Source organism: Campylobacter sp. JH23 (assembly GCF_017846595.1).
In the GTDB taxonomy this organism is placed as follows: Bacteria; Campylobacterota; Campylobacteria; order Campylobacterales; family Campylobacteraceae; genus Campylobacter_D; species Campylobacter_D coli.
Genome location: NZ_JAEQBP010000006.1, coordinates 1 through 26,320 on the forward strand (window position 1 = coordinate 1; position 26,320 = coordinate 26,320).

Consider the following 26,320-nt stretch of genomic DNA (forward strand, 5'->3'; position numbering starts at 1 on the left):
TTATGGAATTAGTTTATGGGCATATTAAAGCACAAGAAAATGCTTTGATTAAAAATATACTTCCTTTAGAAGAAAAACTTAAAGAAAGAAAATTAGATAAATGGATGGAAAGGGTGAGAAGGTGAGAGAAGAAAATAATTTTAACAAAAATTTAAAAGCTTTAAGCGGTTTTGAGTATAATAACTTACGCAAAAAACTTGAGGATCTAAAAGAGCTTAGAGAATTTACTTTCACTCAAGGAAAAGATAATCTTGATATCAATATCATAAAAAAAAGAAATTTAAAAAAAATGTATCAAGATCCCATCAAAGAGCTTGAAAAAAATTTAGAATATTTTAAAGATTTTACACGCTATCCTGTGCTTTTTTTTTATGGTTTTGGAAATGGAATTTTATATAAAATTCTACTTCAAAATCAAGCACTTAAAAGAATAATCATCTTTGAAAAAGAATTAGAACTTATCTTTTTGGCTTTAAATTTCATAGATTTTAGCAAAGATTTAAGCTTAGGGCGACTCATTATTTTACATCATGATGATATTAATCTTCCTAAAATGGATAAAGTTTTTCGTTTGATAGGGGATTTGTTTTATCGTTCTTATAACCTACACATTGCTAATGATTTTTATGAACACTATAAAGAAGATATTTTAAAACTTAATAAACTCAATATGCAAACCATCAAAAATCACAATCTTATGCATGGTAATGATCCAAAAGATGCTCTTCAAGGCATAGAGCAATTTGTTTATAATCTTCCTCAAATGATTACCCATCCTAGTTATAAAGAATTACTTTCTAAAAGAAAGGGTGTAAGTGATACAGCTATCATTGTTTCTACAGGACCATCTCTTACTAAACAATTGCCTTTATTAAAAAAATATGCTAGTAAAGCTACGATTTTTTGTGCGGATTCTTCTTATCCTATTTTAGCTAAACATGGTATAAAGCCTGATTATGTTTGTATGTTGGAACGCGATGAAATAGTAGCTGAATGTTTTAATAATGATTTTGGGGAATTTGATAAAGACATCATTTTTCTAGTAGCTTCTTTGGTGCATAAAAAAACCATTTCTTATCTTGAAAAAAATCAAAGAAAATACATTTTAATCATAAAAGGCCAGCCTTTTGCTAGATGCTTGGGGCTAGACGATTATGGATATATTAGCGGAGGTATGAGTGTATCTCACATGGCTTATGAACTGGCTGAAAATTTAGGACATAAAAACATCATTCTCATAGGTCAGGATTTAGCTTATGCCAAAGATGGGCAAACACACTCTCAAGGTTTTATCCATGCTAATTTACACAATGGAGACTATGAAAGGGACTTAGATAGATTTAGCACTACAGCTTATGGAGGAAATGGAAAAGTTCAAAGTTCTGAAATTTGGACACTTTTTAGACAAATTTTTGAAAATTTCATTGCTTTTAGCAAAAGTAAAACTTATAATTGCACCCAAGGAGGTGCTAGGATAGAAAGCGCTATAGAAAAACCTTTTAAAGAACTTTGTGAAGATTTACTCGAAAATAAAAAAGATAAAAAATTTAAAAAATTACAAGTTTTAAATACTAAAGAACAAGTAAAACTCGGATTAAAAATCTATCAAAAAATCAAAAAAAATATGAATTTATCCTTGAATTTTAAAAAAGAGTGTAAAAAAGTTCAAAAACAAATTCACAATCTTACCCATGGAAAGAACAAACTCTCTCTTGAACAAATAAATCAAAATATAGACAAAATCAAAGAAAAACTTTCAAATAAAAAATATCTCTTTTTGCAAGAAATTTTAGGCCCTACTTTACATCACGAACAAAGTATATTAACGCCTTTATATCTTAAAGATATCAAAGATGAATCTGATAAACAAAATAAACTTTTTGCTTGGATTTATGCGCATGAATCTTTGATAGAAAATATCATAGAACTTTTAGAAGTCCAAGATAAAAGACTTAAAATCGCTATTTTACCTTTGCAAGACTTTTTAGAAAAGAAAAAAGCACTTTAAAAGCTTAGATGCATAAAAGCATCTAAGAAATTATTGAAGAAGTTTTAAAACATTTTGCTGCACTGCATTAGCCTGACTCATAGCATAAGAACCTGATTGCGCAAGGATGTTATATTTAGAAAAATTTGCACTCTCAGCTGCAAAGTCTACATCTCTTATGGTTGATTCAGCTGCTTTAACATTGACTTGAGTAACAGTGATGTTGTTTATAGTAACTTGAAGTTGATTTTGCACCGAACCAATGTCGGCTCTGATTTGATCAAGATTTGTTGTGGCTGTTTCAGCTATATCCATCACCGCCATAGCACCCTTAAGTGTGGTAACACCTGCTGTTTCATCTTTTACTCCAAAAGCAGTTGTTTTCATAGTTGCAAACTGAGAAAGTGTTGAACCACTTGAAAAACCTGAGCCTGCAGAAACATTATATACCTTAGAAAGTTGCGAAGCAGCTGAAATAGTTATTGTATTAGCAGCAGTAAATACAGTAGAATAATTCTTACCACTACCTACAGAATAACCTGAACCTGCCGAAAATCCACTTCCTGCAGCACCCATATAAGCGCTAACAGAAGAAGCTCCAGCTAACATAACTCCTTTATTTACAGAACCAAATCCCATAGCATCAGCGATATTAGCATCAAATCTTCCTTTTGACTCTCTTAAAGAAACAGAAGCCTGAGAGATAAAATTATTCGCTCCAAAGCCTGCAGAAGAAAGATTGGTACCACTGATTAAAATATCCTTACCATCGTTTTTAACCAAAGATAAACGACCATAATTTTCCATCATATCTTTATTGATAAAAGCTCCACCACCGATGCTTCCTTCGATTTTAATTCCTCTTCCTTCTCTTGAGCTAAGCAAAAGTTGTCCATTAGCATCGATTGAAGCTTCAACTCCGGTAGTATCTTTAACTGAATTGATTGCAGAAACTAAAGCTCCATTAGCATCACCATCTTCATAGGCTACTTGACCTATAGTTACCCCATTGATAGCAAATGTATCTGAAGTAGTTCCAGCTCTAACTGCAGCCATACCTCTAGTTTCTACCGTAAAAGTAGCTCTAACACCGGTTTGATCAGCACTCTTATTGATCTCTTCAGCTAAGGCTCCAAGTCCTGTTCCAACTGAAGTTGAAATCACAACTTTTTGAAACTTAAAATCATCTATACCGTTGTAGTTTTTAAGAGTAAATTGCACTTCGCCACTAGATGAAATTCTTCCTCCTGTTTCAAAGCGTGTTAAACCTATCTTAGAAGATTGAGTTGCTCCTATGGTAGCTTTTACAGTTTGATTTGAACTCGCACCGATTTGAAATTCTTGATTGATAAAATTTCCACTTAAAAGTTGTTTACCGTTAAATGAAGTAGTATTTGCGATATTGTCAAGTTCTTCCATTAAACGGTTGATATCTGCTTGAAGCATGGTTCTTGTTTTTAAACTTTGTCCATCTTGAGCTGCTTGAGTTGCCTTAGTTTTGATTGTATCTAAGATTTTAAGTTGCTCATCCATAGCCTTATCAGCAGTTTGTAAAATACCTATAGCATCATTACCATTGTTTATAGCTTGACCTAAAGTAGCTGCTTGTGAACGCAAAGAATCCGCTATCGCCATCCCTGAAGCATCATCTGCTGCGGAGTTGATTCTAAGACCTGAACTAAGTCTGCTTAAAGACTTATCCAGTTCTCTAGCATTAACAACTGAATTTGCATGTGCGTTTAATGCACCGATGTTGGTGTTTATCCTAAAACCCATTTTAAATCCTTTCAAAATATTGCATCGAAAAGATTAAAGCAAGAAGTGTTCCAAGTTTTAGTTTAATTAAAAATTCTAGAGTTTAAAATAAAAAAAGCCTAGCATTAAACTAGGCTTGGATTTATATATATTGCAGCTTTTGTAAACTACTGTAGCAATCTTAAAACATTTTGCTGAACAGAATTAGCCTGTGCCATAGCATAAGAGCCGCTTTGAGCTAAGATATTTGCTTTAGAGTAGTTTGCACTCTCGGCTGCAAAGTCCACATCACGGATTTGCGATTCTGCTGCTTTAACGTTTACTTGAGTAACAGTGATGTTGTTTATAGTTGATGTAACTTGATTTTGCACCGAACCAATGTCGGCTCTGATTTGATCAAGATTTGTTATAGCTGTTTCAGCTATATCCATCACCGCCATAGCACCCTTAAGTGTGGTAACACCTGCTGTTTCATCTTTTACTCCAAAAGCAGTTGTTTTCATAGTTGCAAACTGAGAAAGTGTTGAACCACTTGAAAAACCTGAGCCTGCAGAAACATTATATACCTTAGAAAGTTGCGAAGCAGCTGAAATAGTTATTGTATTAGCAGCAGTAAATACAGTAGAATAATTCTTACCACTACCTACAGAATAACCTGAACCTGCCGAAAATCCACTTCCTGCAGCACCCATATAAGCGCTAACAGAAGAAGCTCCAGCTAACATAACTCCTTTATTTACAGAACCAAATCCCATAGCATCAGCGATATTAGCATCAATTTGTCCTTTTGACTCTCTTAAAGAAACAGAAGCCTGAGAGATAAAATTATTCGCTCCAAAGCCTGCAGAAGAAAGATTGGTACCACTGATTAAAATATCCTTACCATCATTTTTAACCAAAGATAAACGACCATAATTTTCCATCATGTCTTTATTGATAAAAGCTCCACCACCGATGCTTCCTTCGATTTTAATTCCTCTACCTTCTCTTGAGGTAAGTAAAAGCTGTCCATTAGCATCGATTGAAGCTTCAACTCCTGTAGTATCTTTAACTGAATTGATTGCAGCAACCAAAGCACCGTTGCTATCGCCATCTTTATATTCTACTTTACCTATAGTTACTCCATTGATAGCAAAAGTATCTGAAGTAGTTCCAGCCCTAACTGCAGCCATACCTCTAGTTTCTACTGTAAAAGTAGCTCTAACACCTGTTTTATCAGCATTTTTATTGATCTCATCTGCTAAGGCTCCAAGTCCTGTTCCAACTGAAGTTGAAATCACAACTTTTTGAAACTGAAAATCATCTATACCATTGTAATTTTTAAGAGTAAATTGCACTTCGCCACTAGATGAAATTCTTCCTCCTGTTTCAAAGCGTGTTAAACCTATCTTAGAAGATTGAGTTGCTCCTATGGTAGCTTTTACAGTTTGATTTGAACTCGCACCGATTTGAAATTCTTGATTGATAAAATTTCCACTTAAAAGTTGCTTACCGTTAAATGAGGTAGTATTTGCGATATTGTCAAGTTCTTCCATTAAACGGTTGATATCTGCTTGAAGCATGGTTCTTGTTTTTAGACTTTGTCCATCTTGAGCTGCTTGAGTTGCCTTAGTTTTGATTGTATCTAAGATTTTAAGTTGCTCATCCATAGCCTTATCAGCAGTTTGTAAAATACCTAAAGCATCGTTACCATTAGATATAGCTTGACCTAAAGTATTAGCTTGAGATCTTAAACTATCTGCTATCGCCATCCCTGAAGCATCATCTGCTGCGGAGTTGATTCTAAGACCTGAACTAAGTCTGCTTAAAGAAGCATCTAAACTTTTACTATTTAAATCAGCGTTTGCTTTAGCATTTAAAGCTGCAACATTGGTGTTAATACGAAATCCCATTTTAAATCCTTTTAAAAAAATTCAAGCTCATCCATGAACTTGTTAAATGCTATATCGTGCAATCAAAAAAATATTTTATACTTTAGCAATAAAATTTCATACTTTTGACAAAGACTTGTATTTTTGCTCTAATTTTTCTATAAAATAAAGCAACCATTCATGGTAAGCTTTAATATAAGCTGTGATGAAATGTGTTTCATCTTTTATATGAAGTTTCAATACATCAGCAATCATTTTTCCACGATAAGCAAAAGCTCCTCTTAAAACTTCATCCTGTATAAACTCATCTTCATCTAAAGAGTGATTGAAATTTTCTATATTTTGATAAACTTTTTCTAAAAATTCTAAAGGTAAAAGAAAATCTTTACTGAGTATATTTTCTAAAATTTGTTTTAAAGCTAAAGCATCGTCTAAAAATCTTTTAGCATTTTCTTGATCTTTTTGTATTTTTTCTTTGAATTTAACTAGGAGTTTATCACTTCTATTTTTAGTTAAACTTTTTGGAAGTTCAAATTTGGGTTTTTCTTTTGTAAGGAGTTTTTCACAACATTCTTTAAAAGAAAGTTCTTCAGTGAAATTAATCCTTGCTCCACCTTCAGTAGCATTGTAAAATTTAGCCTTTTGATCATTGCAAGCAAAAAGATATTCAAGTTTTATACGATAATCATTCCAAGTTATATGGGTTAAAACTTCACCTTTACCTGCATAGGCAGGGACTTTAAGTTTATCTATATTTTCTTCACCGCTAAATTTCTCTCCAAAATCAAAACCTTTTGAGTGTGAATTTCCTTCTTCATCAAAGGCTAAATCTTGCCCTATCATGATGATATTTTTAAATCCTAAAGCTAAAGCTAAAGTATAAGAAAAATGACTTACATGAGTACCCGTATCTATATAACCAAAGTCATTAAGGTTAAAGCGTTGATAAAGGGCTTTATTTCTTAAAACAATCATACAATTTTCAGCATTTAAACTACGCACGATATTAGGATGCGTAGCACACTCAAGAGCAATGATACTTTGTTTTAAATTTTCTTTATTTTGAAAAAATTTCATTGCTAGATCAGTAAAATCTAAATTCGTAACATAATCAGGTACTATGCCTTCTTTTTCAAGCATACTCAAAGCCCCATCAGCACAAAATATCACTGCTTTATCTTGATAAGCTTTAAGTAAAGGAAGTTGTTTAGCTAAACTAGGTCCTGCAGAAACTACTATAGCATTTTCGAATTTGTTTTTTCTTTCATTTAAGATTCTTTGAAAAGGAATGCTTTCAAGCATAGAAGGGATGTTTTGTAAAAACTGTCCATGTGTTAGCAAAGGTAAAAAACAAGTAATATCTGCATTTCTTATTGCTACACTTGCACTTTTAATACAAAGTTCATTTAAAGATAAAATAGAAGTTTCATAGTATTTAAGATAATAATGCGAGCTAATAAACATTTCATATAAACTTAAATACTCTAAAATACTTTGCTGATCAAAAATCATAGCAATTTGAATTTCTAAATCCTTTGCAACACAGTCAAATAATACAACCTTATAAACTTTCAACTCTTCACTCAAATCTATCGTGCTTAAAGCTAGGATAAAAAGTTCTATTTCGCTTTCAAATACAAAAAGATGTTTATAGTGTTTAGCTAAATTTTTAATCAGTAAAGCATTGCCTATACCATAAATACATACAAAAGGATATCTAGGAGTTTTTTCTAAAATACTTTGATAGAAAAAATTTAATTCTTCTTCTAAATTTTCATACATAAAAACATTATGAGTTTTATCATAGATATTTAAATTTTCATCTATATTAAAACGAGAGCAAGTTTTATTTTGTATGAAATTTAAAAGTTTATTTCCTAAGGGTTCATTTACCCCACTTAATAAAGCTTGTATGTTTTTTTCTAGCAAATTCATGGAAGTTCCTTAGGAAAATTTATAATAATATTTATTTTTTGTTCTAACTTTTCCATAAAATAAAGCAACCATTCATGGTAAGCTTTAATATAAGCTGTGATGAAACTAGCATTATCTACAATATTTTTTTTATAAACTAAACTTATCTTAAGTCCTCGCTCATACATCACTGCTTTTAAAATACCATCCTGTATAAACTCATCTTCATCTAAAGAGTGATTGAAATTTTCTATATTTTGATAAACTTTTTCTAAAAATTCCAAAGGTAAAATAAAATCTTTACTGAGTATATTTTCTAAAATTTGTTTTAAAGCTAAAGCATCGTCTAAAAATCTTTTAGCATTTTCTTGATCTTTTTGTATTTTTTCTTTGAATTTAACTAGGAGTTTATCACTTCTATTTTTAGTTAAACTTTTTGGAAGTTCAAATTTAGGTTTTTCTTTTGTAAGGAGTTTTTCACAACATTCTTTAAAGGAAAGTTCTTCAGTGAAATTAATCCTTGCTCCACCTTCAGTAGCATTGTAAAATTTAGCCTTTTGATCATTGCAAGCAAAAAGATATTCAAGTTTTATACGATAATCATTCCAAGTTATATGGGTTAAAACTTCACCTTTACCTGCATAGGCAGGGACTTTAAGTTTATCTATATTTTCTTCACCGCTAAATTTCTCTCCAAAATCAAAACCTTTTGAGTGTGAATTTCCTTCTTCATCAAAGGCTAAATCTTGCCCTATCATAATAATATTTTTAAATCCTAAAGCTAAAGCTAAAGTATAAGAAAAATGACTTACATGAGTACCTGTATCAATATAACCAAAGTCATTAAGATTGAAGCGTTGATATAAAGGGTCATCTCTTAAAACTACACTTTTATTATCTAAAAAATGAACCAAGCTAAGATGAGTAGCACATGAAAGCACATTTAAAGAAGTTTTATTTTCTTTATTTTGAAAAAATTTCATTGCTAGATCAGTAAAATCTAAATTCGTAACATAATCAGGCACTATGCCTTTTTTCTCAAGCATACTCAAAGCCCCATCAGCACAAAATATCACTGCTTTATCTTGATAAGCTTTAAGTAAAGGAAGTTGTTTAGCTAAACTAGGTCCTGCAGAAACTACTATAGCATTTTCGAATTTGTTTTTTCTTTGGCTTAAGATTCTTTGAAAAGGAATGCTTTCAAGCATAGAAGGGATGTTTTGTAAAAGATGAGAATAACACTCAAAACCGATACATAAACTGGAATTTAAATTTCTTATCACAACTTTAATATTTTTCTCGCAAAGTTCATCTGCTTTATGCCAAATATCTTCATAAAACTTTTTGCAATAAACATTATTTACAAACATTTCATATAAACTTAGATACTCAAACATATCTTTCATATCAAAAAGTATAAGTAGTTGAATATCCACTCTTTCTTCTTCGATATCCACAAGATAAATTTTTCCACTACAAAGTTCCTCACTCAAATCTATCGTACTTAAAGCTAGGATAAAAAGTTCTATTTCACTTTCAAATACAAAAAGATGTTTATAGTGTTTGGATAAATTTTTAATCAGTAAAGCATTGCCTATACCATAAATACATATAAAAGGATATCTATGAGTTTTTTCTAAAATACTTTGATAAAAAAAATTTATTTCTTCTTCTAAGTTTTCATACATAAAAACATTATGAGTTTTATCATAGATATTTAAATTTTCATCTATATTAAAACGAGAACAAGTTTTATTTTGTATGAAATTTAAAAGTTTATTTCCTAAGGGTTCATTTACCCCACTTAATAAAGCTTGTATGTTTTTTTCTAGTATGCTCATGCGGATTTCCTTAAGTCTTTGTGATATCTAAATTGATTTTATTGTTTTTTTCACTAAAACGATACACCAAACCATCACAAGGGTAGCTTATGCTTTTGTTTTTCCATTCTTTTTTAGAATCAGATTCAGATAAAACTTTTTCAAGCATACAAGGAAGTTCTTTGGAAATCAAAGTTTTTATAGACATCCCCATACCATGATCTAAACTTTTGATAAATTTACCATCAATTTGATCTGGATTTTTTATCATATGAAGCTCGGCATCAAAATCAAATTGTTTTAAATATTTATAAAGTTCTAATTTCTCATCAGGTGGAGCTATTTCCTTATCATAAAAAGAATGGTAGCTTACATAATAAGGTTTTGGATAATTTGCTTGATTTTCTATATGATTTAGCTCTAATATATATCTTATCATTCTCCTTGGTATGGAAAAAAAGTTATTTGAGCTCGAATTGCTCGTCCAAAAAGTTTTATCTGAACAATAAATATGGATATGTTTAAAAAAGATACCCGTTCCAAAACAATAGTATTTTGTAAAATCAATTTCCTTGCCAAAACCTATAAGACGCCAAAGAAACTTAGCATAACTAGAATTATCTATCACTCCATTTATAAGCCAAGGTGCAAATTTAGCTGCTAAATGAGCCAAATATCCTCCATGAGAACTACCTATCATGATAACGGGCATACCCCCCCCATAGTATCAAAAGGTGCATGAGCCTTAAGATAAAGAGCTGCATTTAACAAATCTTGCGCCTGCATTACTCCAAAATTTTGATATTCGTTTTTTGTTGGTTGCAAACTTAGATGAATGCTTAATTTAAAATTTGGATTAATTAATTTTTGGTTTTTTTGTTCTTCTAAGATGTGATCAACTTCTTTGAGTGTTGAGCTTAATTCTTCTAAAGAATTTAACTTATCTAAATTAACTTGTATATTTAAAGCTTCACAACTTGTTTTTAAAATAAGTTTGTCTATATCATCCATAAAAAAGCTTGATCCAGTTTGCGGGCGATTACCTATACAATGATAATTCACACTTACTACAGCCACATTAAATTCGCCTGCTACAAATTCAGCTAAGTGTTCACGGTAATTTTCATCCACATCTCCACCAAGCCCAGGGATGATAAACACTAAAGCTTTTATTTCTTTTTCATCATCATACCAAAGCTTAAATTCAAGCTTTGATTCTCTTTTTATATCAAGTTCTACATCATCACAAGAGTCAATCTCATAAGTTTTACTCACTATCATTACATTCCCCCTATTAAAAGATAAGTTTTACTCGCTAGGTTTTTAAAATTTTCATTCTTACTTAAAATCACACAAGCTTTATTACTAGAAGAGCTTGTAAAGTCTATATTTTCTAAATCTTCATGGCTTTGATTGGCTGCGTTAATGATAGCATTTTTACTTGCTTCATTGCTTGAAATTCCCATGAGTATAAAATCAGCTTTATTTATAAAAACAAGTTTTAAGCATTCTTTCTCATCGCCTACGCGAAAATTTACTTCTTTTATACCGTTAAAATTACTAAGATCAACATTTTCAACCCCGCTTACATTACTCATCGTTTTTATAGAGCTTAAATGATCATTTTTTAAAGTATAAATGCTTATATCATTGATTAAAGTTTTAAGATTGTTTAAGGATTTACTCACTTCAGCTTCATCTCTACTAGAACTGAATTTTGGCAAAGCAATCGCTGCTAAAATTCCTAAAATCACGATAACAAAAACAAGTTCTAATATAGTAAAAGCTCTTTTCACTTTTTACATCCTTAAAAAATTTTTATTTTTTGGGCTTAAGATCTCCTCTTCAAGCTCCACAAATTCTTTTCTTTTATAAGTATCAACCCCAGCTCTTGCTATCATCAAAGCATTATCAGAGCAGTATTTTAAAGGGGCTAGTTTTAATTTACTTTGATATTTTTCACATAAATTTTGCAAACGAGAACGCAAATTTAAATTCGCACTTGCTCCTCCCACAACACCAAAGGTTTTAAATTTATAAAGATTAAAAATCTTTTCTAATTTATCCATGATATGCTCACATGCTGCATTTTCAAATCCATAAGCAATTTCTGCTTTTATATCTTCATCTAAATTTTCATGCTTTAAAATTTCTAAACGCACCGCATTTTTAAGCCCTGAAAAACTATAAGCAAGCTCTTTAGAGTGTTTTAAAGGGATGTTAAAATGGATATTTTTTGATTTAGCTTTTTGGGCTAAATTTTCTATAAGCACTCCACCAGGATAGCCCAAATTCATCATCTTAGCTACCTTATCAAAGCTTTCGCCAAAGCTATCATCATTGGTCCTTGCTAAAATTTCTATTTTTCCATCTTCCTTAAGATAAAGAACCTTAGTATGCCCACCACTTACGAGCAAAATTCCCATATCAAGGCAAATAGGCTCCTCTAAAAAAAGACTATAAATATGACCTTTAAGATGATTGATAGCCATTAAGGGCAAATTTAGGCTAAGTGCTAAAGTCTTTGCCATGCTTATGCCACTAAGCAAAGAAACACTAAGTCCGGGTTCATTTGTCACAGCTATGGCACATAACTTATCAAAATACCCCTTGCATTGCTCAAGTATCTTTGGCAAAGCCTCGCTATGAAGTCTTGCTGCAAGCTCAGGTACCACTCCGCCATAAACATTGTGCTCCATTTCTTGAGAGATTTTTTTATGAAATTTACACTCTAAAGTATCTTTATCAATCACTGCTATAGAGCTATCATCACAAGAACTTTCTATAGCTAAAATAAGATTTTTCATTCAAATTCCACTAAAATAGAACCGATAAATTTATCTTTAGCTCTTGCAGTTCTTAGCGTAGCAAGATCAAGTATTTTAGCATTTTTGATAAGCTTGCTTTCGACACTATTTTCTAAGAATTGCTGCAAATTAGCCCCTCTTAACTCATAAAATTCTACGCGATAAATTTTTCCTGCCATATCTAAAGAATAAGGCTTTTGCATATTTTTTTTAGAAACTAAAATATTGCTTTCATCCTTGCTATGATCAAAACCTATGATATTTACGCGCACATTAGCTATCTTTGGAATAAGAAAATTCTCTTTTACTTTTACCTTGGTTCCAAAAGGAACTGTGGTTTCATTGCTATCAACTTGAAAAGTTACTTCATTAAAAGGGTTGCTAAATTCAAGATATTCAGGATAGAGCCTTGTTTGAAATCGGTTGCCGTATTGGATATAAAAAGAATTATTTTCAGCTATGACCGCGGTAAGTTCATTGCTGGTATTATAATTTAACTCCTTATTAACAGGAAAAGGCACATAATTGATAACTTGTCTTGGATTTTTTAAAGAAAGTAAAATTTTATCATCAAAAAGCTTGACTTCGAGCTCTTGATTGATGGCTTTATCAACACCTTGTGGGGTAAGTTCAAAAGTTCTAGTAAATTCAATTCCTGCTGTTTTGAGATAGTTTTCAATAGCCAAAAGATGATAATAAGCCCTTAAATTTACAGGCAAATTTTTACTCGCCTCGTTGGCAAAAGCGGCTTTGCGATTGGATATAACAAAATATGTTAAAGCTTTTAGCATTTCAGCATCACCAAGCTCTTGAGTTTTAGTATTTTTAAGATGATAAGCATGTTTTGGATCAACCAAGGAAGCATTGACACTATTTACAGTTTGAGTGGCTATGCTTTCAAGATCAGGATATTTACTAGCATTGATTTCATTTGTATCAATCACACTTGAATTTCCCCAACGCTTAGGATTTTGCATAGCATCTATATAAGTAGGCTTGTAAAAACCCCAACCATCGTGAAGATTGATCACCATGCTAACTTCAGGAAGTAAAATAAGCTCTTTAATGCGTTTAACTGTTTGATAATCAGGATCTTTTGGACTTATGCTTGCAAATTTGCGATTTAAATCTCCATTTTTCCCGCGTGAGCGTTTAATAATGCTATCAAAAGCTAAATTAGGAGCAACTATGATTTTACCCTTAGTGATATTATAATCACTCAAAAGTAAGCTTGCCGCATGAAATCCACCAGGCTCATCGCCTTGAATTCCTCCAAAAATCAAAACCGTATTGTTATCATCTAAGCTTTTTCCATTCTCTCCCACGCTAAATTCTAAATCTAGAGCAAAAAGTCCGCTTATAAAAAAAATAATCGATATAAAAAATTTCATTTCATTCCCCTTAAATACTCTCTTGTTTTATAATCATACTCAAAAACCTCATCAATACTTGAAATTTTAGGCACACCAAAATGATCCAATGCTTTAAAAACAACATGAGCGATATCTAAAAATTGTATTTTATGATCTAAAAAATTTTGCACTCCAATTTCGTTAGCAGCATTGATAATCACGCCTAAATCAGGATTGTTTAAAAGCTCGTCTTTGAGTTTAAAAATAGGATATTTTTTCGTGCTGATTTTATAAAATTTTAAACCAGAAAGTTTAACAAAATCAACCGGCTCTAAAATTTTACTATCATGCTTAGAAAAAATAGCCTCTGATATAGATAGTTTCATATCAGCCCTTGAAAAATACGCCGTACTTGCACCATTTTTAAACTCACACATGGCATGGACTAAAGATTTTGGTTCGATGAGAGCATCGATATTTTTAAAATTATACAAATGATAAGCTTCGATGATTTCAAAAAGTTTATTTGCCATTGTTGCACTATCTATCGTGATCTTTGAACCCATATTCCAATTTGGATGCTTTAGAGCATCTTTGACACTCACATGACTTAAATCTTTAATTTTGTGTTTATAAAAAGCTCCGCCACTTGCGGTAACATAAAGCTTTGCTATGTCTTTTTTACTCTCAAGTAAAAATTTCAAAGCCGAATGCTCGCTATCTACGGGTAAAAATTTCGCACCTTTTAGAAATTTTCCAGCAACGACCAAGCTTTCTTTGTTTGCCAAGGCGATTTTTTTGCCAAGTTCCTTTGCTTTTAAAGTGCTTTTTAATCCTGCAAAACCCACAATGGCATTGAGCAACAAATCATCTTCACACAAGCTTAAAATTTCTTCTAAACCCTCTTGTCCTACAAAAACTTTATCGTGTTTTACTAAATGCTTATCTTTAGAGTTTTTAATCGCTACAAATTGGGGTTTAAATTGTTCTATTTGCTCATTTAAAAGACTTATATTTTCCCCGCAAGCAAGAGCAGAAATCTTGATATTTTTTAAAGTGGCAAGTTTTAGGGCATTAAGCCCTATACTTCCTGTACTTCCAAAAACTATCATAAAAGAGCAACCATCACAAAAGTAGCGATAATCACCGCATCAATTCTATCTAAAATTCCACCATGCCCTGGTATAAGATCTCCACTATCCTTTACACCCGCTTCTCTTTTAAAATAACTCTCAAGCAAATCACCAATGACTGCAAAAAATGCTACAAAAAATGAGCAAAGCAAAGAAAGCCAAAAACTATAAACAAAAATTCCTATCAAAGTGCCCAAAATACTCGCACAAACAAGACCACCTATCACACCTTCTAGGGTTTTGTTAGGACTTGTTGGAGAAAAAGGAGTTTTACCCATAAGTTTTCCGATAAAATACGCCCCACTATCACAAGCTGCAACGATAATGATAAGCCAAAAAAGTGCAAACATACCCTGATCTAAATACACCTGCCAAAGCGCTAATACAGGCAAACTAGGATAAATATAAATAAGAGCTGGTTTTAAGGAAGCCTTTTTATAAACCAAATATCCAACGACTAATAACAAAGCTAAAATCCCAAAAAGCAAAGCTTTATGCGATAAACTTCCCAAAATAAAAGCTATAGCCAAAGGGATAATAGAGATATTTTCTAAAGCAAAAAGTTTTTTTGCTTCACTAAAAGATAGATACAATAAAACCGCAAAAACGATAAAATTGATAAAAAATTGATCAATCAACGCGATAATAATAATAGCCCCTATCATCACAAGAGCTGAAATAATTCTAGTTGTATTAAACATATTTTTCCTTATATACTAATATCTAAGCGATGAATGCTTTGTGCGTCTTTAAAATTTGGATCTTTAGACTCATCTTCTTCATTTTTCTCATCATCGCTGGTTTTAGCTTCTTGATTGTGTTTTTTCTTTTTTTCTTCTTGTTCGGCTTTTTCTTTGATCTCTTCTTTGATTTCATGAGTCTCATTGACTTTCTCAAGCTTGTTTAAAGTTTTTTCTTTTTCATTAAATTCAGCCATATTTAGCGTAGCTGCAAAACCTTCTTTTGCAAGCTCATTACTCGCTTGAGTGGCAGGATAAGCCATATTTTGATTAACAAAATTCATATTTCCTATTGGGCTAACTGGCATTTTTAATCCTTTGTGATATTAATACTTTTAAAATTTGTATATTTTACAAACGCCTTTTGCTGAACCTTAACAAAATTCTTTAAAGTATAATCGACCCAATATGAACCTTTCTTTAATCCTGAAAAATTCACGCAAAGCCTTGCGCTAAATTCTATCACTTCTTCGCTGATTTTTTGCTTGTTTGAAATAATTAAAACATGAGAACTTGGAATATCTCTTACATGCAGCCACAAATCATCTTTTTTTGCGCTCTTTAGCAAATTTTCATTGCCTTTTTCATTTTTGCCTACGCAAATTTTAAACTCATTAAAATAAAAATTAGCTATGCCATTATCTTGCTTGTTTTCTTGATTTTTCTTGGTGCTTTTTTTAGGCAATAAAATTTCAAGCTCAAATTCATTTTTAGCCTTGCTTAGCATTTCTTTTAAGCCATAAGCAAAGTCTAATTTTTCTTTTAAATTTTCTCTTTGTAAATTTAAATTTCTAGCTTTTTGTTCTAATTTTTTAGCATTTTTATACAATAAATTAGCGCTTTCTTTTGGACTTAAATCGAGTTTAAATTTTACTTTTTTTCCTTCAAAATCATCAAGTTCAAATTCTCTTTCGTATTCTTTTAAAATGCTTAAATTAGCAAATAAAATATCCGCTTGCTTTCTTAAATTTAAAGCTTGATCTAATAAAACTTCTTCTTTGGCTAAAGCAAGATAAAGCTCTTTTAAATTTTCTATTTTTTTATCGATTTGAGCGAGTTTGAGTGTTTGAATTTGCTTGATTTTATTTGCATGTAAAATTTCAAATTTTTGAGTAAAATAATCTTTAAAATTTTTTATTTCTTCAAATTTTTCATCCATTTTATAAGGCTTTAAAGCCTCTAAAACAACATTAGGCTTAACAACGCGGTAACTTTTATCAATATGCCTTAAAGCCTCTATAATCAAATCTTTTTCATCTGTAATAATTACATTGGTATTTTTACCTGTAAATTCAAAATAAATCTTGCTTTCATAGCTCTTATAAGCTTTATCTACCTTAACACTAAAACACAAAATGCGATTATCTTGAAGCAATTTCACCTCTTTGATAAAAGCATTATTAAAGTATTTTTTTAGCATAAAATCAAAAGGAGCGTTATAGTTTTTACTCATTAATTTTGCAGTATAAATAGCACTCATTCCACGAGTTAAATCAAAAATAAATCTTTCTCTATTAAAGCTTAGCTCTAAAATATTATCATTAACACGCTTGATAAAATCGATTTTTTTAAATTGGGAAAAAAAATTTTGTAATTGCATAAGTTCTGTGTATTTCATAAAAGAGATTATAAGATATTTTTGATGAATTTATGATAGAATTGAAATAAAAAAGGAAATTTTTGAAACTTGAAAATTTAAATTGCGTGATTTTATGCGGTGGTAAATCAAGTCGTATGGGAGAGGATAAAAGCAAATTGATTTTTAAAAATCAAACCTTAACCCAATTTCAAGTAGAAAAATTTTCAAAAATATTTAAAAATGTTTATGTGAGTGCTAAAGAGGACAAATTTGGAGCAAAATTTAAACTCATAAAAGATTGCCCTGAATTTGAGATTTATTCCCCCATGCTTGCACTTTATTCTATACTTTCAAATTTTAAAGATGAATTTGTTTTTATTTTAAGCGTGGATAGTCCTAATCTAAGTGATAAAGAACTTTTAAAGTTCTTGCCTTCTTTAAAGCAAGACTATCAAATCATCATTGCCAAAACTCCTTCACATAAACATCCTTTATGCGGATTTTATCACAGCTCTGTAGCTCACTTTTGTAAAAAATTGCTAGAAAAAAATGAACAAAAAATCGCTTTATTATTTTCTAAAGCAAAGACCCACTTTGTAGATTTTGAGGATGAAAGTCCTTTTTTAAATCTTAATTTTTATCAAGAATATGAGCAATTTAAAAGCGAGTACGAGTGAAAAAAATTCTTTTTTTGATATTTTTTTATAGTTTGGTATTTTGCGATGATTTTGAACAAGCTTTAGAATTTGAGAAAAAAGGACAATATGAAAAAGCTATGCAAATTTATAAAAAACTAGCCTTGCAAAATTCTCCTAAACAAGATTTAAAAGAAAATAATGCTTCTTTACTTTCAAGCATAAAGCACGAAACACAAAATACCCAAAAAACACCTAGCACAAAAGAGGATTTTTCGCGCATTGCTTTGGCAAATTATTTAGGAGAAAATTCAAGTTTTAATCCCCTTGGAATCAGCTCATATAAGATGAATTATTTCTTACCTTTTGCTTATAGTTTTGACTCATTAGGCGGGGAAAATAGAAAAACTGAAATGAAATTTCAACTCAGTATTAAAAAAAGATTATTTGAAGATTTGTTAGGATTAGGTGAAAAATATTATGTAGGCTACACTCAAACATCTTGGTGGCAAAACTATAAACATTCCTCACCCTTTAGAGAAACAAATTATCAACCTGAATTTTTTGTAGATATTCCTTTGCATTTTGAAGATTATAAATTTCTTAATAATCTAAGAGTAGGAATTTTGCATGAAAGCAATGGCAAAGGAGATGAGAATTTAGAATCACGCTCTTGGAATAGAGTTTATGCTTCAAGCGTGTTTTTATATCAGCGTTTTTTATTTGTTCCTAGAATTTGGTATAGAATTCCTGAAAACAGCGAAGATGATGATAATCCTGAAATCACACATTATATGGGAAATTTTGATATCAATATGGGGTATTTAGGAAATGATTATTTTATAAATCTCATGCTAAGAAATAATCTTGATTTTCATGACAATAAAGGCGCTGTGCAAGTGGATATAGGATATGATATTTTTGATAATGGAATTTATTGGTATTTACAATACTTCAATGGCTACGGAGAAAGCCTTATAGATTACAACAAACGCTTACAAAGACTTTCTACGGGATTTTTGATTTCATATTAAATTTAATTTTCTTTTTTGTAGATTAAATTAAAACAATCAATTGAGATTTTATAAATTTTTATAGTTTTTTAAATTATTTTATTTTAAAATACGATTTTATTTTTGATAATTATTATTACTATAAGGAAAAAATTGCTTTTTAAACACTTGTTTAGTTTAAATATTCTTTTAATTTTACTTGTTGTTTTTGGAATAATAAGCTTATTTATAGGGGTTATTCGTATCAATTTAGACGATATTTTTTCACTCAGCACTACCCAGCTCGAAATCATTTTACTTACAAGAATTCCAAGACTTATTGCAATTTTACTTACAGGTATGAGTCTTAGTATATGCGGACTCATCATGCAACAACTCACGCAAAATAAATTTGTTTCTCCAACCACTGCAGGGACTATGGATTGTGCTAAATTTGGCATTTTGATTTCTTTAATATTTTTTACAGGAGCTTCTTTTTTTGCTCAAGCTCTCATCGCATCTATTTTTGCTCTTTTAGGTTCTTTTATATTTATCCAAATTCTAAGAAAAATTAAACTTAAAGATGTGATTTTTGTGCCTTTGATAGGCTTAATGTTTGGTGGGATTATAAATGCTATAACCACTTTTTTTGCTTATGCTTTAAATTATATACAAAATATCCAAGGCTGGCTACAAGGCAGTATGGCAAATGTTATGCAGGGAAATTATGAATTGCTTTATATTTCTTTACCGCTTTTTATACTTGCTTATTTTCTAGCCCATAAAATCACTATAGCAGGTATGGGAGAAGATCTTGCTTTAAATCTTGGAGTTTCTTATAATACAATCTTATTTTTAGGCTTAATAATAGTTTCTATTATCACTAGCGTAGTGATTGTAAGCATTGGAGTTATACCTTTTTTAGGTCTTATCATCCCTAATCTTGTTGCCATTTATCGCGGGGATAATCTTAAGAAAAATCTTATCTATATAGCATTATGCGGGGCTTTGTTTTTACTTATTTGCGATATTATCTCAAGGCTTGTGATTTTTCCTTTTGAAATGCCTTTGAGTATAACCACAGGTGTTTTGGGCTCTTTGATCTTTATTTTTCTTTTACTCAAAAGGAAAACTTATGCGTAAAAAAATCTTAATCTTAGCTTTTTTAACCCTTATAATGGCACTTGTTTTTGTATTTGCAGGTTTAAAAGATTTTGATGAATACGCATTAAAAAATCGCTTTTTGCAAATCGCAGCTATTGTTATAGTGGCTATTTGTATAGCTGTATCAACTGTGATTTTTCAAACTCTTTGCAATAACAAAATTTTAACCCCTGCCATCATAGGCTTGGATTCTTTATATATGCTTCTTCAAAGCGCCCTTGTCTTTTCTTTAGGTTCTGCAAATTTGAGTGTATATAGAAATGATATTAATTTTTTAATCACTCTAGCTTGTATGGTTGTATTTTCTTTAGGACTTTATAAAATTCTTTTTAGCAGTGATAAAAGTATTTATCTTATCATGCTTTTAGGTTTGATTTTTGGAACACTTTTTAGCACACTAAGCTCTTTTTTTGAAATTCTTATCGATCCTGATGAATTTATGATTATTCAAGGAAGAATGTTTGCAAGTTTTGATAATGTAGCTTTTGATGTTTTAGCCCTTGCTTATATCGTAACTTTGCTTAGTTTTATTTGGATTTTTCGCTATATGAAATTTTTAGACCCTTTAAGTTTGGGCAAGGATTTATCCATAAATTTAGGGATAAACTATCAAAAAATTTCAAAACATCTTATGATAATAATTGCTATTTTAACTTCTATTAGCACAGCACTTGTGGGTCCTATCACCTTCCTAGGACTTTTAGTAGTAAATATCACTTACGAACTTTTTAAAACTGCAAAGCATAGCATTTTACTACTTGCTTGCATACTCATTAGCATTTTAGCTTTACTTGGGGGAGTATTTTTTGTCTCTAGAATTTTTGATTACAATACAACCATAAGCGTTATTATCAATTTTTTAGGTGGAATATATTTTATCTATCTTGTATTAAAAGGCAATAAACTATGATAAGATTACAAAATATCACCAAATGCTACGATCAAAAGGCTATCATTTCAGATCTTAGTATCGATTTTCATAAAGGAAAAATTACTTCCATTATAGGGGCAAATGGAGCAGGAAAATCTACTCTTTTAGCTCTTGCAAGTCGTTTAATCAAACCTGATAGTGGGCGAATCTATATCGATGGCATGAATTTAGCACTATACAAAGAACAAGATCTTGCGCAAAAAATTTCCATTCTTAAACAGCAAAATCATATTAATTTAAGATTAAAAGTTGAAGAATTGGTCGCATTTGGACGCTTTCCACACTCTCAAGGAAGAATTAATTTAAACGATAAAATGAAAATCGATGAAGCACTTGAGTATATGGGACTTAACACTCTAAGAAATGAATTTTTAGACAGCTTAAGTGGGGGACAAAAACAAAGAGCTTTTATAGCAATGATTATCGCTCAAGATACTGAATTTATCATGTTTGATGAACCTCTTAATAATCTTGATATGAAACATAGCGTACAAATCATGCAACTTATGAAAAATTTAGTAAAAGACTTTAGTAAAAGCATAGCCGTTGTACTTCATGATATCAATTTTGCTTCGATTTATTCTGATGAAATCATAGCCCTAAAAAATGGAAAACTCTTAAAACAGGGTTTAAAAGATGAAATCATCCAAGAAGATGTTTTAAGACAAATTTATGATATGGATATCCCTGTAAGTCAGATTGATGGGAAAAAAATTTGTATTTATTTCTAAATAAAGGAGAATATATGAAAAAATCTTTAGTTTTTGCATTTTTTGCATTCTTTTTAAGTCTAATTTTAACAGCTTGCGATTCTAAATCCAATGAAAACAACGCAAGTACTGCAATAAAAACTAGCACTACGGTAAAGGTTATACCTATTAGTATGAGTGATGAGGGTGATAGCTTTTTAGTAAAAGATAGCCTAGGTGAAAACAAAATTCCAAAAAATCCTTCTAAAGTTGTGATTTTAGATCTTGGAATTTTAGATACTTTCCATGCCCTAAGACTTAACGATAAAGTTGCAGGAGTTCCAGCTAAAAACTTGCCAAAATACTTACAGCAATTTAAAGACAAGCCTAGTATAGGTGGAGTTCAACAAGTTGATTTTGAAGCTATTAATGCTTTAAAACCTGATCTTATTATCATTTCCGGACGCCAAAGCAAATTTTATGAAAAATTAAAAGAAATTGCTCCAACTATGTTTGTAGGACTTGATAATGCAAATTTCTTAAGCTCTTTTGAAAACAATGTTTTAAGTGTTGCAAAACTTTATGGCTTAGAAAAAGAAGCTTCTGAAAAAATTGCAGATATTAAAAATGAGATAGAACAAGCAAAAAGCATAGTAGATGAAGATAAAAAAGCTCTTATTGTTCTAACCAATTCTAACAAAATTTCCGCTTTTGGACCTCAATCTCGCTTTGGAATCATTCATGATGTTTTAGGAATCAATGCTGTGGATGAAAATGTAAAAGTAGGCACACATGGAAAAAGCATTAATTCTGAATTTATACTAGAAAAAAATCCTGATTATCTATTTGTAGTTGATAGAAATATCATTGTGGGCAATAAAGAACGTGCACAAGGCATACTTGATAATGCACTTGTAACTAAAACCAACGCTGCTACAAATAATAAAATCATTTATCTTGATCCTGAATACTGGTATCTAGCAAGTGGCAATGGCTTAGAATCATTAAAAACCATGATTTTAGAAGTAACAAACGCTATTAAATAAACCCTATGTAAGAGAAGTTGTTCTCTTACATTCTCTTATCCAAATCCAACTATCAAGTACAAATCTTAAACAAATTTAAGTTTATATCCACTATAAAAAATTCACTTTCGCTTCACATTCTTTTGTCAAAATACCATACAAATTGATAATCAAAAAGGAGAGAAAATGATTAACAAAAACAAATTATTTAGACAAATTCACATTTATGTGAGTTTATTTTTCTTACCCTGTGCTGTACTTTTTGCACTTACAGGGATTGCTTATATCCTTGGAGCCGATCAAGATACGGGTTTAAAGGTAGAAACTTATAAACTTGTAAAAAATATAGAACCTGGTAAAGAAAAAGATGCACTCATCCAATACTTACAAGAAAACAATTTAAAAGTTCCATCTGACGCTGAAGCTACTCAAGGCAAAGGCAAGGGGGCGAATATGGGCGGAATACACCATAATGCCAATGCAGCTCCTGCTAATGTCAAAGCTGGCAAAGGTAAAAACAATGAAATAACTATAGGTGGAGCACATTATAGCGCCAATATAACTCCTGTTGCTCAAAATGAGTATGTAATAACTATTAAAACTAGATCTTTGTTAGGCGATATGATCATGCTTCATAAAGATAAAGGGGCGTGGTATTTTTCTGTGCTTAGCATAGGCTTTGGTATTGCTTTATTTTTACTCTATATCTCAGGACTTATCATTACTTTATTTGCTAGCAAAAAAGATAGACAAAAACAGCTTGCAACACTTGGAGCTGGGGTTGTTATCACTATACTTTTAGCTTATCTTAGTCTTTAATTTTTTTATCTAGCTTTTTTAAGCTAGGTATTATCTAATTTTTTATATAATCACACTTTAATTTATTGGACAGATGGGTGAGCGGCTGAAACCACACCCCTGCTAAGGGTGCAGATCTTAATCGGGTCTCGAGGGTTCAAATCCCTCTCTGTCCGCCACTGACTTTCAAAAAAAACTATCAACTATCATTTTAATTACCTTTTATATATTATTTGCATTTCAAAAATAAACTTTACAAAGCTTTTTCTTAATCAATAAAATAAAATTCAATTTTATCCTTATTTTTCAACCAAATAACGCAAGCTTTAAAAATAAAAATTTCTATACTTTATCCATCTAAAATAAATGAGCTTTTTTCGTATAATCCAATAATAAAATTGGTTATTTTTCATTTAAAAACGATCTATTTAAAGCAAAGAAGCATTGATTTAAATTCTAATTTTAAAAAACTATAAAAATTATTTTTGTCGTTTTTCTTAAGCAAGTGCTATATTTTTTATAAATCCATCTTATCGTGTGTACTAAACAACTCAAAATTAATCATAGACTTTTATCTATAAAAATTTACTGCTTAAAAGCATAGAAAATATAAAAACATTAAACAGATAAAAATTATAAGATTTTATTTTGAAAGATATAAAAAAAGCCCTAAAATATAGGGCTTTTAAGAATTATTTTTTATCAATTACTCGATAATTATACGGAGCAAGGTTTTTATCGTGTTCTAAAAGTTCTTTTGGAGGATTACCATTTACTTCTACTTCATCACCATAATAACGCTCTCCTGCTTTATGTCCATTAACATCTACTTTATAATAAAGCTCTCCAGGATTAAATTTTTGCATATCTTCAAAACCTAAATTTGAAGTTTTAAAATCATTAATGCCATTAGCATTAGCAATTTCTATAAGTTTAATTTGTCCTGTTTTAGCCATATCTACAGCTTGTAAAAGCATTCTTGAAGCCTCACGAGGATTGTGGAAACCTGTTGAATTTTCAGCATTAACAAAATCAGCTCTCATTTGAGATTTGCGGTGAAGCTCTAAAACTTCTTTAAGTTCTTCACTAATCTTGCTTGCATCAGCTTTACCATCAGTTTGGAATTTTTCCATATTGCCTAACTCATCACGCAATTTTTTAGTATCCATGATTAGGCTAACAATAGCATATTCAGCTGTTCTTTGATCATGCGCTACACTATTTTGTATATCACGAACTTGAGCTCTTAAATAATCCTCGCTTTGTTTATGGCAAGTTTTACAAGCAGAATTAATATCTCTTAATGGAGAAGTGATATTGTGTTGAGAAATTTTCTTAGCACCTTCTCTAACATAAGGCATATGACAATCCGCACAACTTACTCCATTAGCAGCATGCACACCACCACTATAAAGCTCACTTTCAGGGTGTTGAATTTTAATGATTTGCGCACCTGTTAATTTATGAGTGAAATCCGCACCAAATACATTGCGAACTTTATCATAATAATCATCTAACATTTCGATTCTAAAAGGCTGATCTTTTTTCCACTCATTCCATGGGAATGTTAACATGATACCATTAGCTTCGATTTCTTTTGGTTGATTGCCATCTCTCCAAAATTCATATTCATCATAATTTTTTTGAGTGCCATCCCACCATTTTTTAGAACTATCATCAGCAATGGTTTCGCCCATTACTTTTACTTTTTCTCCTGTTGGTTTAAAATAATACTCAACATGGCATTGTGAACAAACCAAAGTTCTCATCTCTTCTCTTGTGGCTTTTACGCCTTGTACTGGATCTTTTTCATAACCTCTAGCAACTAAAGCGTTAATTGCAGCAGGACGAGTAAGTCTTAAGCTCATATCGTTTGGATTATGACAATCTGCACAAGTCACACCCATTCTCTTACCACCATGCGGTCCTGCATGCTCTGGAGAATTTTCTACTATACCATCAACAGCGGGAACATTTTTAATCATAGTCCAATAATTTGTAGAGTTAAATGCGACAAAATCTCCCTTTGCAATATTATTGATAAGCCATGGAGTCCATCCACTATGGCAGTTCATACACGCTGCTGGCTGACCCTTAAATGCTTTAAGTCCGTGAGCATTAAGAAAATCTTTATTATTTCTTGCGGTTTTCATTTGATCTACTTGAACCCAAAAATGTCCTCTTTCTTCATTAAAATCAAGACTAAAAGGATATCCAGCCCAAAGTATTGTTAGTTGAGGAAAACGAATAAGTTTTGAATAAGATAAGTTACCACCAAATTCTGTAGCCTTAGGCTCTTCTTCTTCAACTGTTAAATACATTTTAAGTTGCTCTGGAAAAACCTTTCCCCATCTTTCAAAATTTGGATTATCATCGCTAAGTAAAGAAAAATCCGCATTTGCAGCAATGGCATTTTTGTTTGCCTCGTCTTCTTTTTTTTGATTTATATCATTATTGAGCCATAAAACTCCCACTATAAGCAAAACTAAAACAACGATAGCTAAGCGTAAAAAATTTTTTTTCATTCAATTCCTCCTTAATTAAATTCCATGTTTGTGACCCACATCTTGATGACAAGAAGCACATTTTAAAGATTTGTCCGCATGTGGATTTGTTGTAGCATTGATGGCTGTTTGAGCAAAATCAGCATGACAACGAACACAATTATCTTGTATCATATTCCTACTTTTTTCAGTTGCACTCAAATTTGTAGGAAGCTCATCAAGTTTAAAAGTAAAAGCATAAGCATGATTTAAACCGCTTTCAGCTTTAGCTATCCACTTAGCCAAGAAACCATGGGGTAAATGACAATCAACACAGGTTGCCCTAGCTTCTCCTTTTACCTTTTGTGCATGTGGCCCTGCCATATATTCATTATAAACCTCGTTCATAATATGGCAATTGTTACAAGATTCACTTGCATTACTTAAGTAAGATGTACCTTTTGCATTATAAAAGGTATAAAATCCTACCGCAAAGAACACAAAAAGCAAAACAAGAAAAATACCAAAAAGATTCAAAGATTTTTTCAAAATTTTCCTCCTTAAACTTTCAGAATAAATGAAATTGTTATTCTAACATATAGCTTTTTAAGATAAATTTAAAGATATATTTACTCTTAATTAACC

The 26,320-nt window shown here is 31.0% G+C and carries 22 protein-coding genes, 1 tRNA gene and 1 pseudogene; 10 read left to right on the forward strand and 14 right to left on the reverse strand.

Annotation, left to right across the window (positions count from 1 at the left end):
• Positions 1 to 125, forward strand: a 125-nt coding sequence (locus KAR88_RS08885; protein ID WP_223206769.1) for a hypothetical protein, incomplete at its 5' end; no start/stop codon positions are given.
• Positions 122 to 2,008, forward strand: a complete 1,887-nt coding sequence (locus tag KAR88_RS06650; RefSeq protein WP_057037428.1) for a motility associated factor glycosyltransferase family protein — start codon at positions 122 to 124, stop codon at positions 2,006 to 2,008. The genes KAR88_RS08885 and KAR88_RS06650, both read left to right, overlap by 4 nt.
• 30 nt (positions 2,009 to 2,038) lie before the next feature.
• On the opposite strand, the gene KAR88_RS06655 is transcribed toward KAR88_RS06650, so the two are convergent.
• From KAR88_RS06655 to KAR88_RS06710, 12 genes and pseudogenes are all read right to left on the reverse strand, one after another.
• Positions 2,039 to 3,763, reverse strand: a complete 1,725-nt coding sequence (locus tag KAR88_RS06655; RefSeq protein WP_192801334.1) for a flagellin A — start codon at positions 3,761 to 3,763, stop codon at positions 2,039 to 2,041.
• A gap of 146 nt (positions 3,764 to 3,909) precedes the next feature.
• On the reverse strand, positions 3,910 to 5,634 hold the full coding sequence (locus KAR88_RS06660) for a flagellin (protein WP_192801335.1): 1,725 nt from the start codon (positions 5,632 to 5,634) through the stop codon (positions 3,910 to 3,912).
• Positions 5,635 to 5,730: 96 nt separating this feature from the next.
• On the reverse strand, positions 5,731 to 7,548 hold the full coding sequence (locus tag KAR88_RS06665) for a motility associated factor glycosyltransferase family protein (protein WP_192801336.1): 1,818 nt from the start codon (positions 7,546 to 7,548) through the stop codon (positions 5,731 to 5,733).
• Positions 7,545 to 9,368, reverse strand: a complete 1,824-nt coding sequence (locus KAR88_RS06670) for a motility associated factor glycosyltransferase family protein (RefSeq protein ID WP_192801337.1) — start codon at positions 9,366 to 9,368, stop codon at positions 7,545 to 7,547. Before KAR88_RS06670 ends, KAR88_RS06665 begins: the two co-directional genes overlap by 4 nt.
• Positions 9,369 to 9,378: 10 nt before the next feature.
• Positions 9,379 to 10,628: pseudogene (locus KAR88_RS06675) on the reverse strand (DUF2920 family protein).
• Positions 10,628 to 11,143: a prepilin-type N-terminal cleavage/methylation domain-containing protein gene (locus KAR88_RS06680; RefSeq protein ID WP_002780549.1), complete on the reverse strand. Its 516-nt coding sequence runs from the start codon at positions 11,141 to 11,143 to the stop codon at positions 10,628 to 10,630. Before KAR88_RS06680 ends, KAR88_RS06675 begins: the two are co-directional and overlap by 1 nt.
• A 3-nt stretch (positions 11,144 to 11,146) precedes the next feature.
• Positions 11,147 to 12,154, reverse strand: coding sequence for a tRNA (adenosine(37)-N6)-threonylcarbamoyltransferase complex transferase subunit TsaD (gene tsaD, locus KAR88_RS06685; RefSeq protein ID WP_002777752.1), 1,008 nt, complete (start codon positions 12,152 to 12,154; stop codon positions 11,147 to 11,149).
• Positions 12,151 to 13,545 (reverse strand): M99 family carboxypeptidase catalytic domain-containing protein, encoded by a 1,395-nt coding sequence (locus KAR88_RS06690; protein WP_002793756.1) that lies wholly within the window; start codon positions 13,543 to 13,545, stop codon positions 12,151 to 12,153. Before KAR88_RS06690 ends, tsaD begins: the two co-directional genes overlap by 4 nt.
• A complete protein-coding gene (dxr, locus tag KAR88_RS06695) occupies positions 13,542 to 14,618 on the reverse strand; it encodes a 1-deoxy-D-xylulose-5-phosphate reductoisomerase (RefSeq protein ID WP_002799194.1) in 1,077 nt (358 codons plus the stop codon). The genes KAR88_RS06690 and dxr overlap by 4 nt, the downstream gene beginning before the upstream one ends.
• Positions 14,615 to 15,340, reverse strand: coding sequence for a phosphatidate cytidylyltransferase (locus tag KAR88_RS06700; protein WP_002780542.1), 726 nt, complete (start codon positions 15,338 to 15,340; stop codon positions 14,615 to 14,617). The genes dxr and KAR88_RS06700 overlap by 4 nt, the downstream gene beginning before the upstream one ends.
• 8 nt (positions 15,341 to 15,348) lie before the next feature.
• A complete protein-coding gene (locus tag KAR88_RS06705; RefSeq protein WP_002777761.1) occupies positions 15,349 to 15,687 on the reverse strand; it encodes a hypothetical protein in 339 nt (112 codons plus the stop codon).
• 2 nt (positions 15,688 to 15,689) lie between these two features.
• Positions 15,690 to 16,997 (reverse strand): NFACT family protein, encoded by a 1,308-nt coding sequence (locus KAR88_RS06710; RefSeq protein WP_060794118.1) that lies wholly within the window; start codon positions 16,995 to 16,997, stop codon positions 15,690 to 15,692.
• A 62-nt stretch (positions 16,998 to 17,059) separates the two neighbouring features.
• Here KAR88_RS06710 and KAR88_RS06715 point away from each other — a divergent pair, with 62 nt between their 5' ends.
• The 8 genes from KAR88_RS06715 (at position 17,060) to KAR88_RS06750 (ending at position 23,371) form a co-directional block, all read left to right on the forward strand.
• Positions 17,060 to 17,635, forward strand: a complete 576-nt coding sequence (locus KAR88_RS06715) for a molybdenum cofactor guanylyltransferase (protein WP_002797427.1) — start codon at positions 17,060 to 17,062, stop codon at positions 17,633 to 17,635.
• Positions 17,632 to 18,627: a phospholipase A gene (locus KAR88_RS06720; RefSeq protein ID WP_052778195.1), complete on the forward strand. Its 996-nt coding sequence runs from the start codon at positions 17,632 to 17,634 to the stop codon at positions 18,625 to 18,627. Before KAR88_RS06715 ends, KAR88_RS06720 begins: the two co-directional genes overlap by 4 nt.
• A 132-nt stretch (positions 18,628 to 18,759) precedes the next feature.
• The gene (locus KAR88_RS06725) at positions 18,760 to 19,728 is read left to right on the forward strand and encodes an ABC transporter permease (protein WP_192801245.1); all 969 of its coding nucleotides are present in this window, start codon (positions 18,760 to 18,762) and stop codon (positions 19,726 to 19,728) included.
• The gene (locus KAR88_RS06730) at positions 19,721 to 20,659 is read left to right on the forward strand and encodes an iron chelate uptake ABC transporter family permease subunit (protein ID WP_002825228.1); all 939 of its coding nucleotides are present in this window, start codon (positions 19,721 to 19,723) and stop codon (positions 20,657 to 20,659) included. Before KAR88_RS06725 ends, KAR88_RS06730 begins: the two co-directional genes overlap by 8 nt.
• Entirely contained in the window at positions 20,656 to 21,411 is a 756-nt protein-coding gene (locus KAR88_RS06735) for an ATP-binding cassette domain-containing protein (protein WP_002780521.1), read from the forward strand. The genes KAR88_RS06730 and KAR88_RS06735 overlap by 4 nt, the downstream gene beginning before the upstream one ends.
• Before the next feature lie 14 nt (positions 21,412 to 21,425).
• Positions 21,426 to 22,415, forward strand: coding sequence for a siderophore ABC transporter substrate-binding protein (locus KAR88_RS06740; RefSeq protein WP_002777774.1), 990 nt, complete (start codon positions 21,426 to 21,428; stop codon positions 22,413 to 22,415).
• A 165-nt stretch (positions 22,416 to 22,580) separates the two neighbouring features.
• Positions 22,581 to 23,213, forward strand: coding sequence for a hypothetical protein (locus KAR88_RS06745; RefSeq protein ID WP_060785290.1), 633 nt, complete (start codon positions 22,581 to 22,583; stop codon positions 23,211 to 23,213).
• A gap of 67 nt (positions 23,214 to 23,280) precedes the next feature.
• Positions 23,281 to 23,371: transfer RNA gene (locus KAR88_RS06750), tRNA-Ser, on the forward strand.
• Positions 23,372 to 23,884: 513 nt separating this feature from the next.
• Here the strand turns inward: KAR88_RS06750 and KAR88_RS06755 are convergent.
• Together KAR88_RS06755 and nrfH are read right to left on the reverse strand one after the other, a co-directional pair.
• A complete protein-coding gene (locus tag KAR88_RS06755) occupies positions 23,885 to 25,717 on the reverse strand; it encodes an ammonia-forming cytochrome c nitrite reductase subunit c552 (protein ID WP_192801246.1) in 1,833 nt (610 codons plus the stop codon).
• Positions 25,718 to 25,732: 15 nt separating this feature from the next.
• On the reverse strand, positions 25,733 to 26,224 hold the full coding sequence (nrfH, locus tag KAR88_RS06760; RefSeq protein WP_002777782.1) for a cytochrome c nitrite reductase small subunit: 492 nt from the start codon (positions 26,222 to 26,224) through the stop codon (positions 25,733 to 25,735).
• Positions 26,225 to 26,320: the final 96 nt, after the last annotated feature.

Excerpts from the sequence above, each read along its gene's own strand:
- KAR88_RS06655 (WP_192801334.1), bottom strand. The coding sequence starts at position 3,763 with ATGGGTTTTAGGATAAACACCAACATCGGTGCATTAAACGCACATGCA.
- KAR88_RS06660 (WP_192801335.1), bottom strand. The coding sequence starts at position 5,634 with ATGGGATTTCGTATTAACACCAATGTTGCAGCTTTAAATGCTAAAGCA.
- KAR88_RS06665 (WP_192801336.1), bottom strand. The coding sequence starts at position 7,548 with ATGAATTTGCTAGAAAAAAACATACAAGCTTTATTAAGTGGGGTAAAT.
- KAR88_RS06670 (WP_192801337.1), bottom strand. The coding sequence starts at position 9,368 with ATGAGCATACTAGAAAAAAACATACAAGCTTTATTAAGTGGGGTAAAT.
- tsaD (WP_002777752.1), bottom strand. The coding sequence starts at position 12,154 with ATGAAAAATCTTATTTTAGCTATAGAAAGTTCTTGTGATGATAGCTCT.
- KAR88_RS06690 (WP_002793756.1), bottom strand. The coding sequence starts at position 13,545 with ATGAAATTTTTTATATCGATTATTTTTTTTATAAGCGGACTTTTTGCT.
- dxr (WP_002799194.1), bottom strand. The coding sequence starts at position 14,618 with ATGATAGTTTTTGGAAGTACAGGAAGTATAGGGCTTAATGCCCTAAAA.
- KAR88_RS06700 (WP_002780542.1), bottom strand. The coding sequence starts at position 15,340 with ATGTTTAATACAACTAGAATTATTTCAGCTCTTGTGATGATAGGGGCT.
- KAR88_RS06705 (WP_002777761.1), bottom strand. The coding sequence starts at position 15,687 with ATGCCAGTTAGCCCAATAGGAAATATGAATTTTGTTAATCAAAATATG.
- KAR88_RS06710 (WP_060794118.1), bottom strand. The coding sequence starts at position 16,997 with ATGAAATACACAGAACTTATGCAATTACAAAATTTTTTTTCCCAATTT.
- KAR88_RS06730 (WP_002825228.1), top strand. The coding sequence starts at position 19,721 with ATGCGTAAAAAAATCTTAATCTTAGCTTTTTTAACCCTTATAATGGCA.
- KAR88_RS06735 (WP_002780521.1), top strand. The coding sequence starts at position 20,656 with ATGATAAGATTACAAAATATCACCAAATGCTACGATCAAAAGGCTATC.
- KAR88_RS06740 (WP_002777774.1), top strand. The coding sequence starts at position 21,426 with ATGAAAAAATCTTTAGTTTTTGCATTTTTTGCATTCTTTTTAAGTCTA.
- KAR88_RS06745 (WP_060785290.1), top strand. The coding sequence starts at position 22,581 with ATGATTAACAAAAACAAATTATTTAGACAAATTCACATTTATGTGAGT.
- KAR88_RS06755 (WP_192801246.1), bottom strand. The coding sequence starts at position 25,717 with ATGAAAAAAAATTTTTTACGCTTAGCTATCGTTGTTTTAGTTTTGCTT.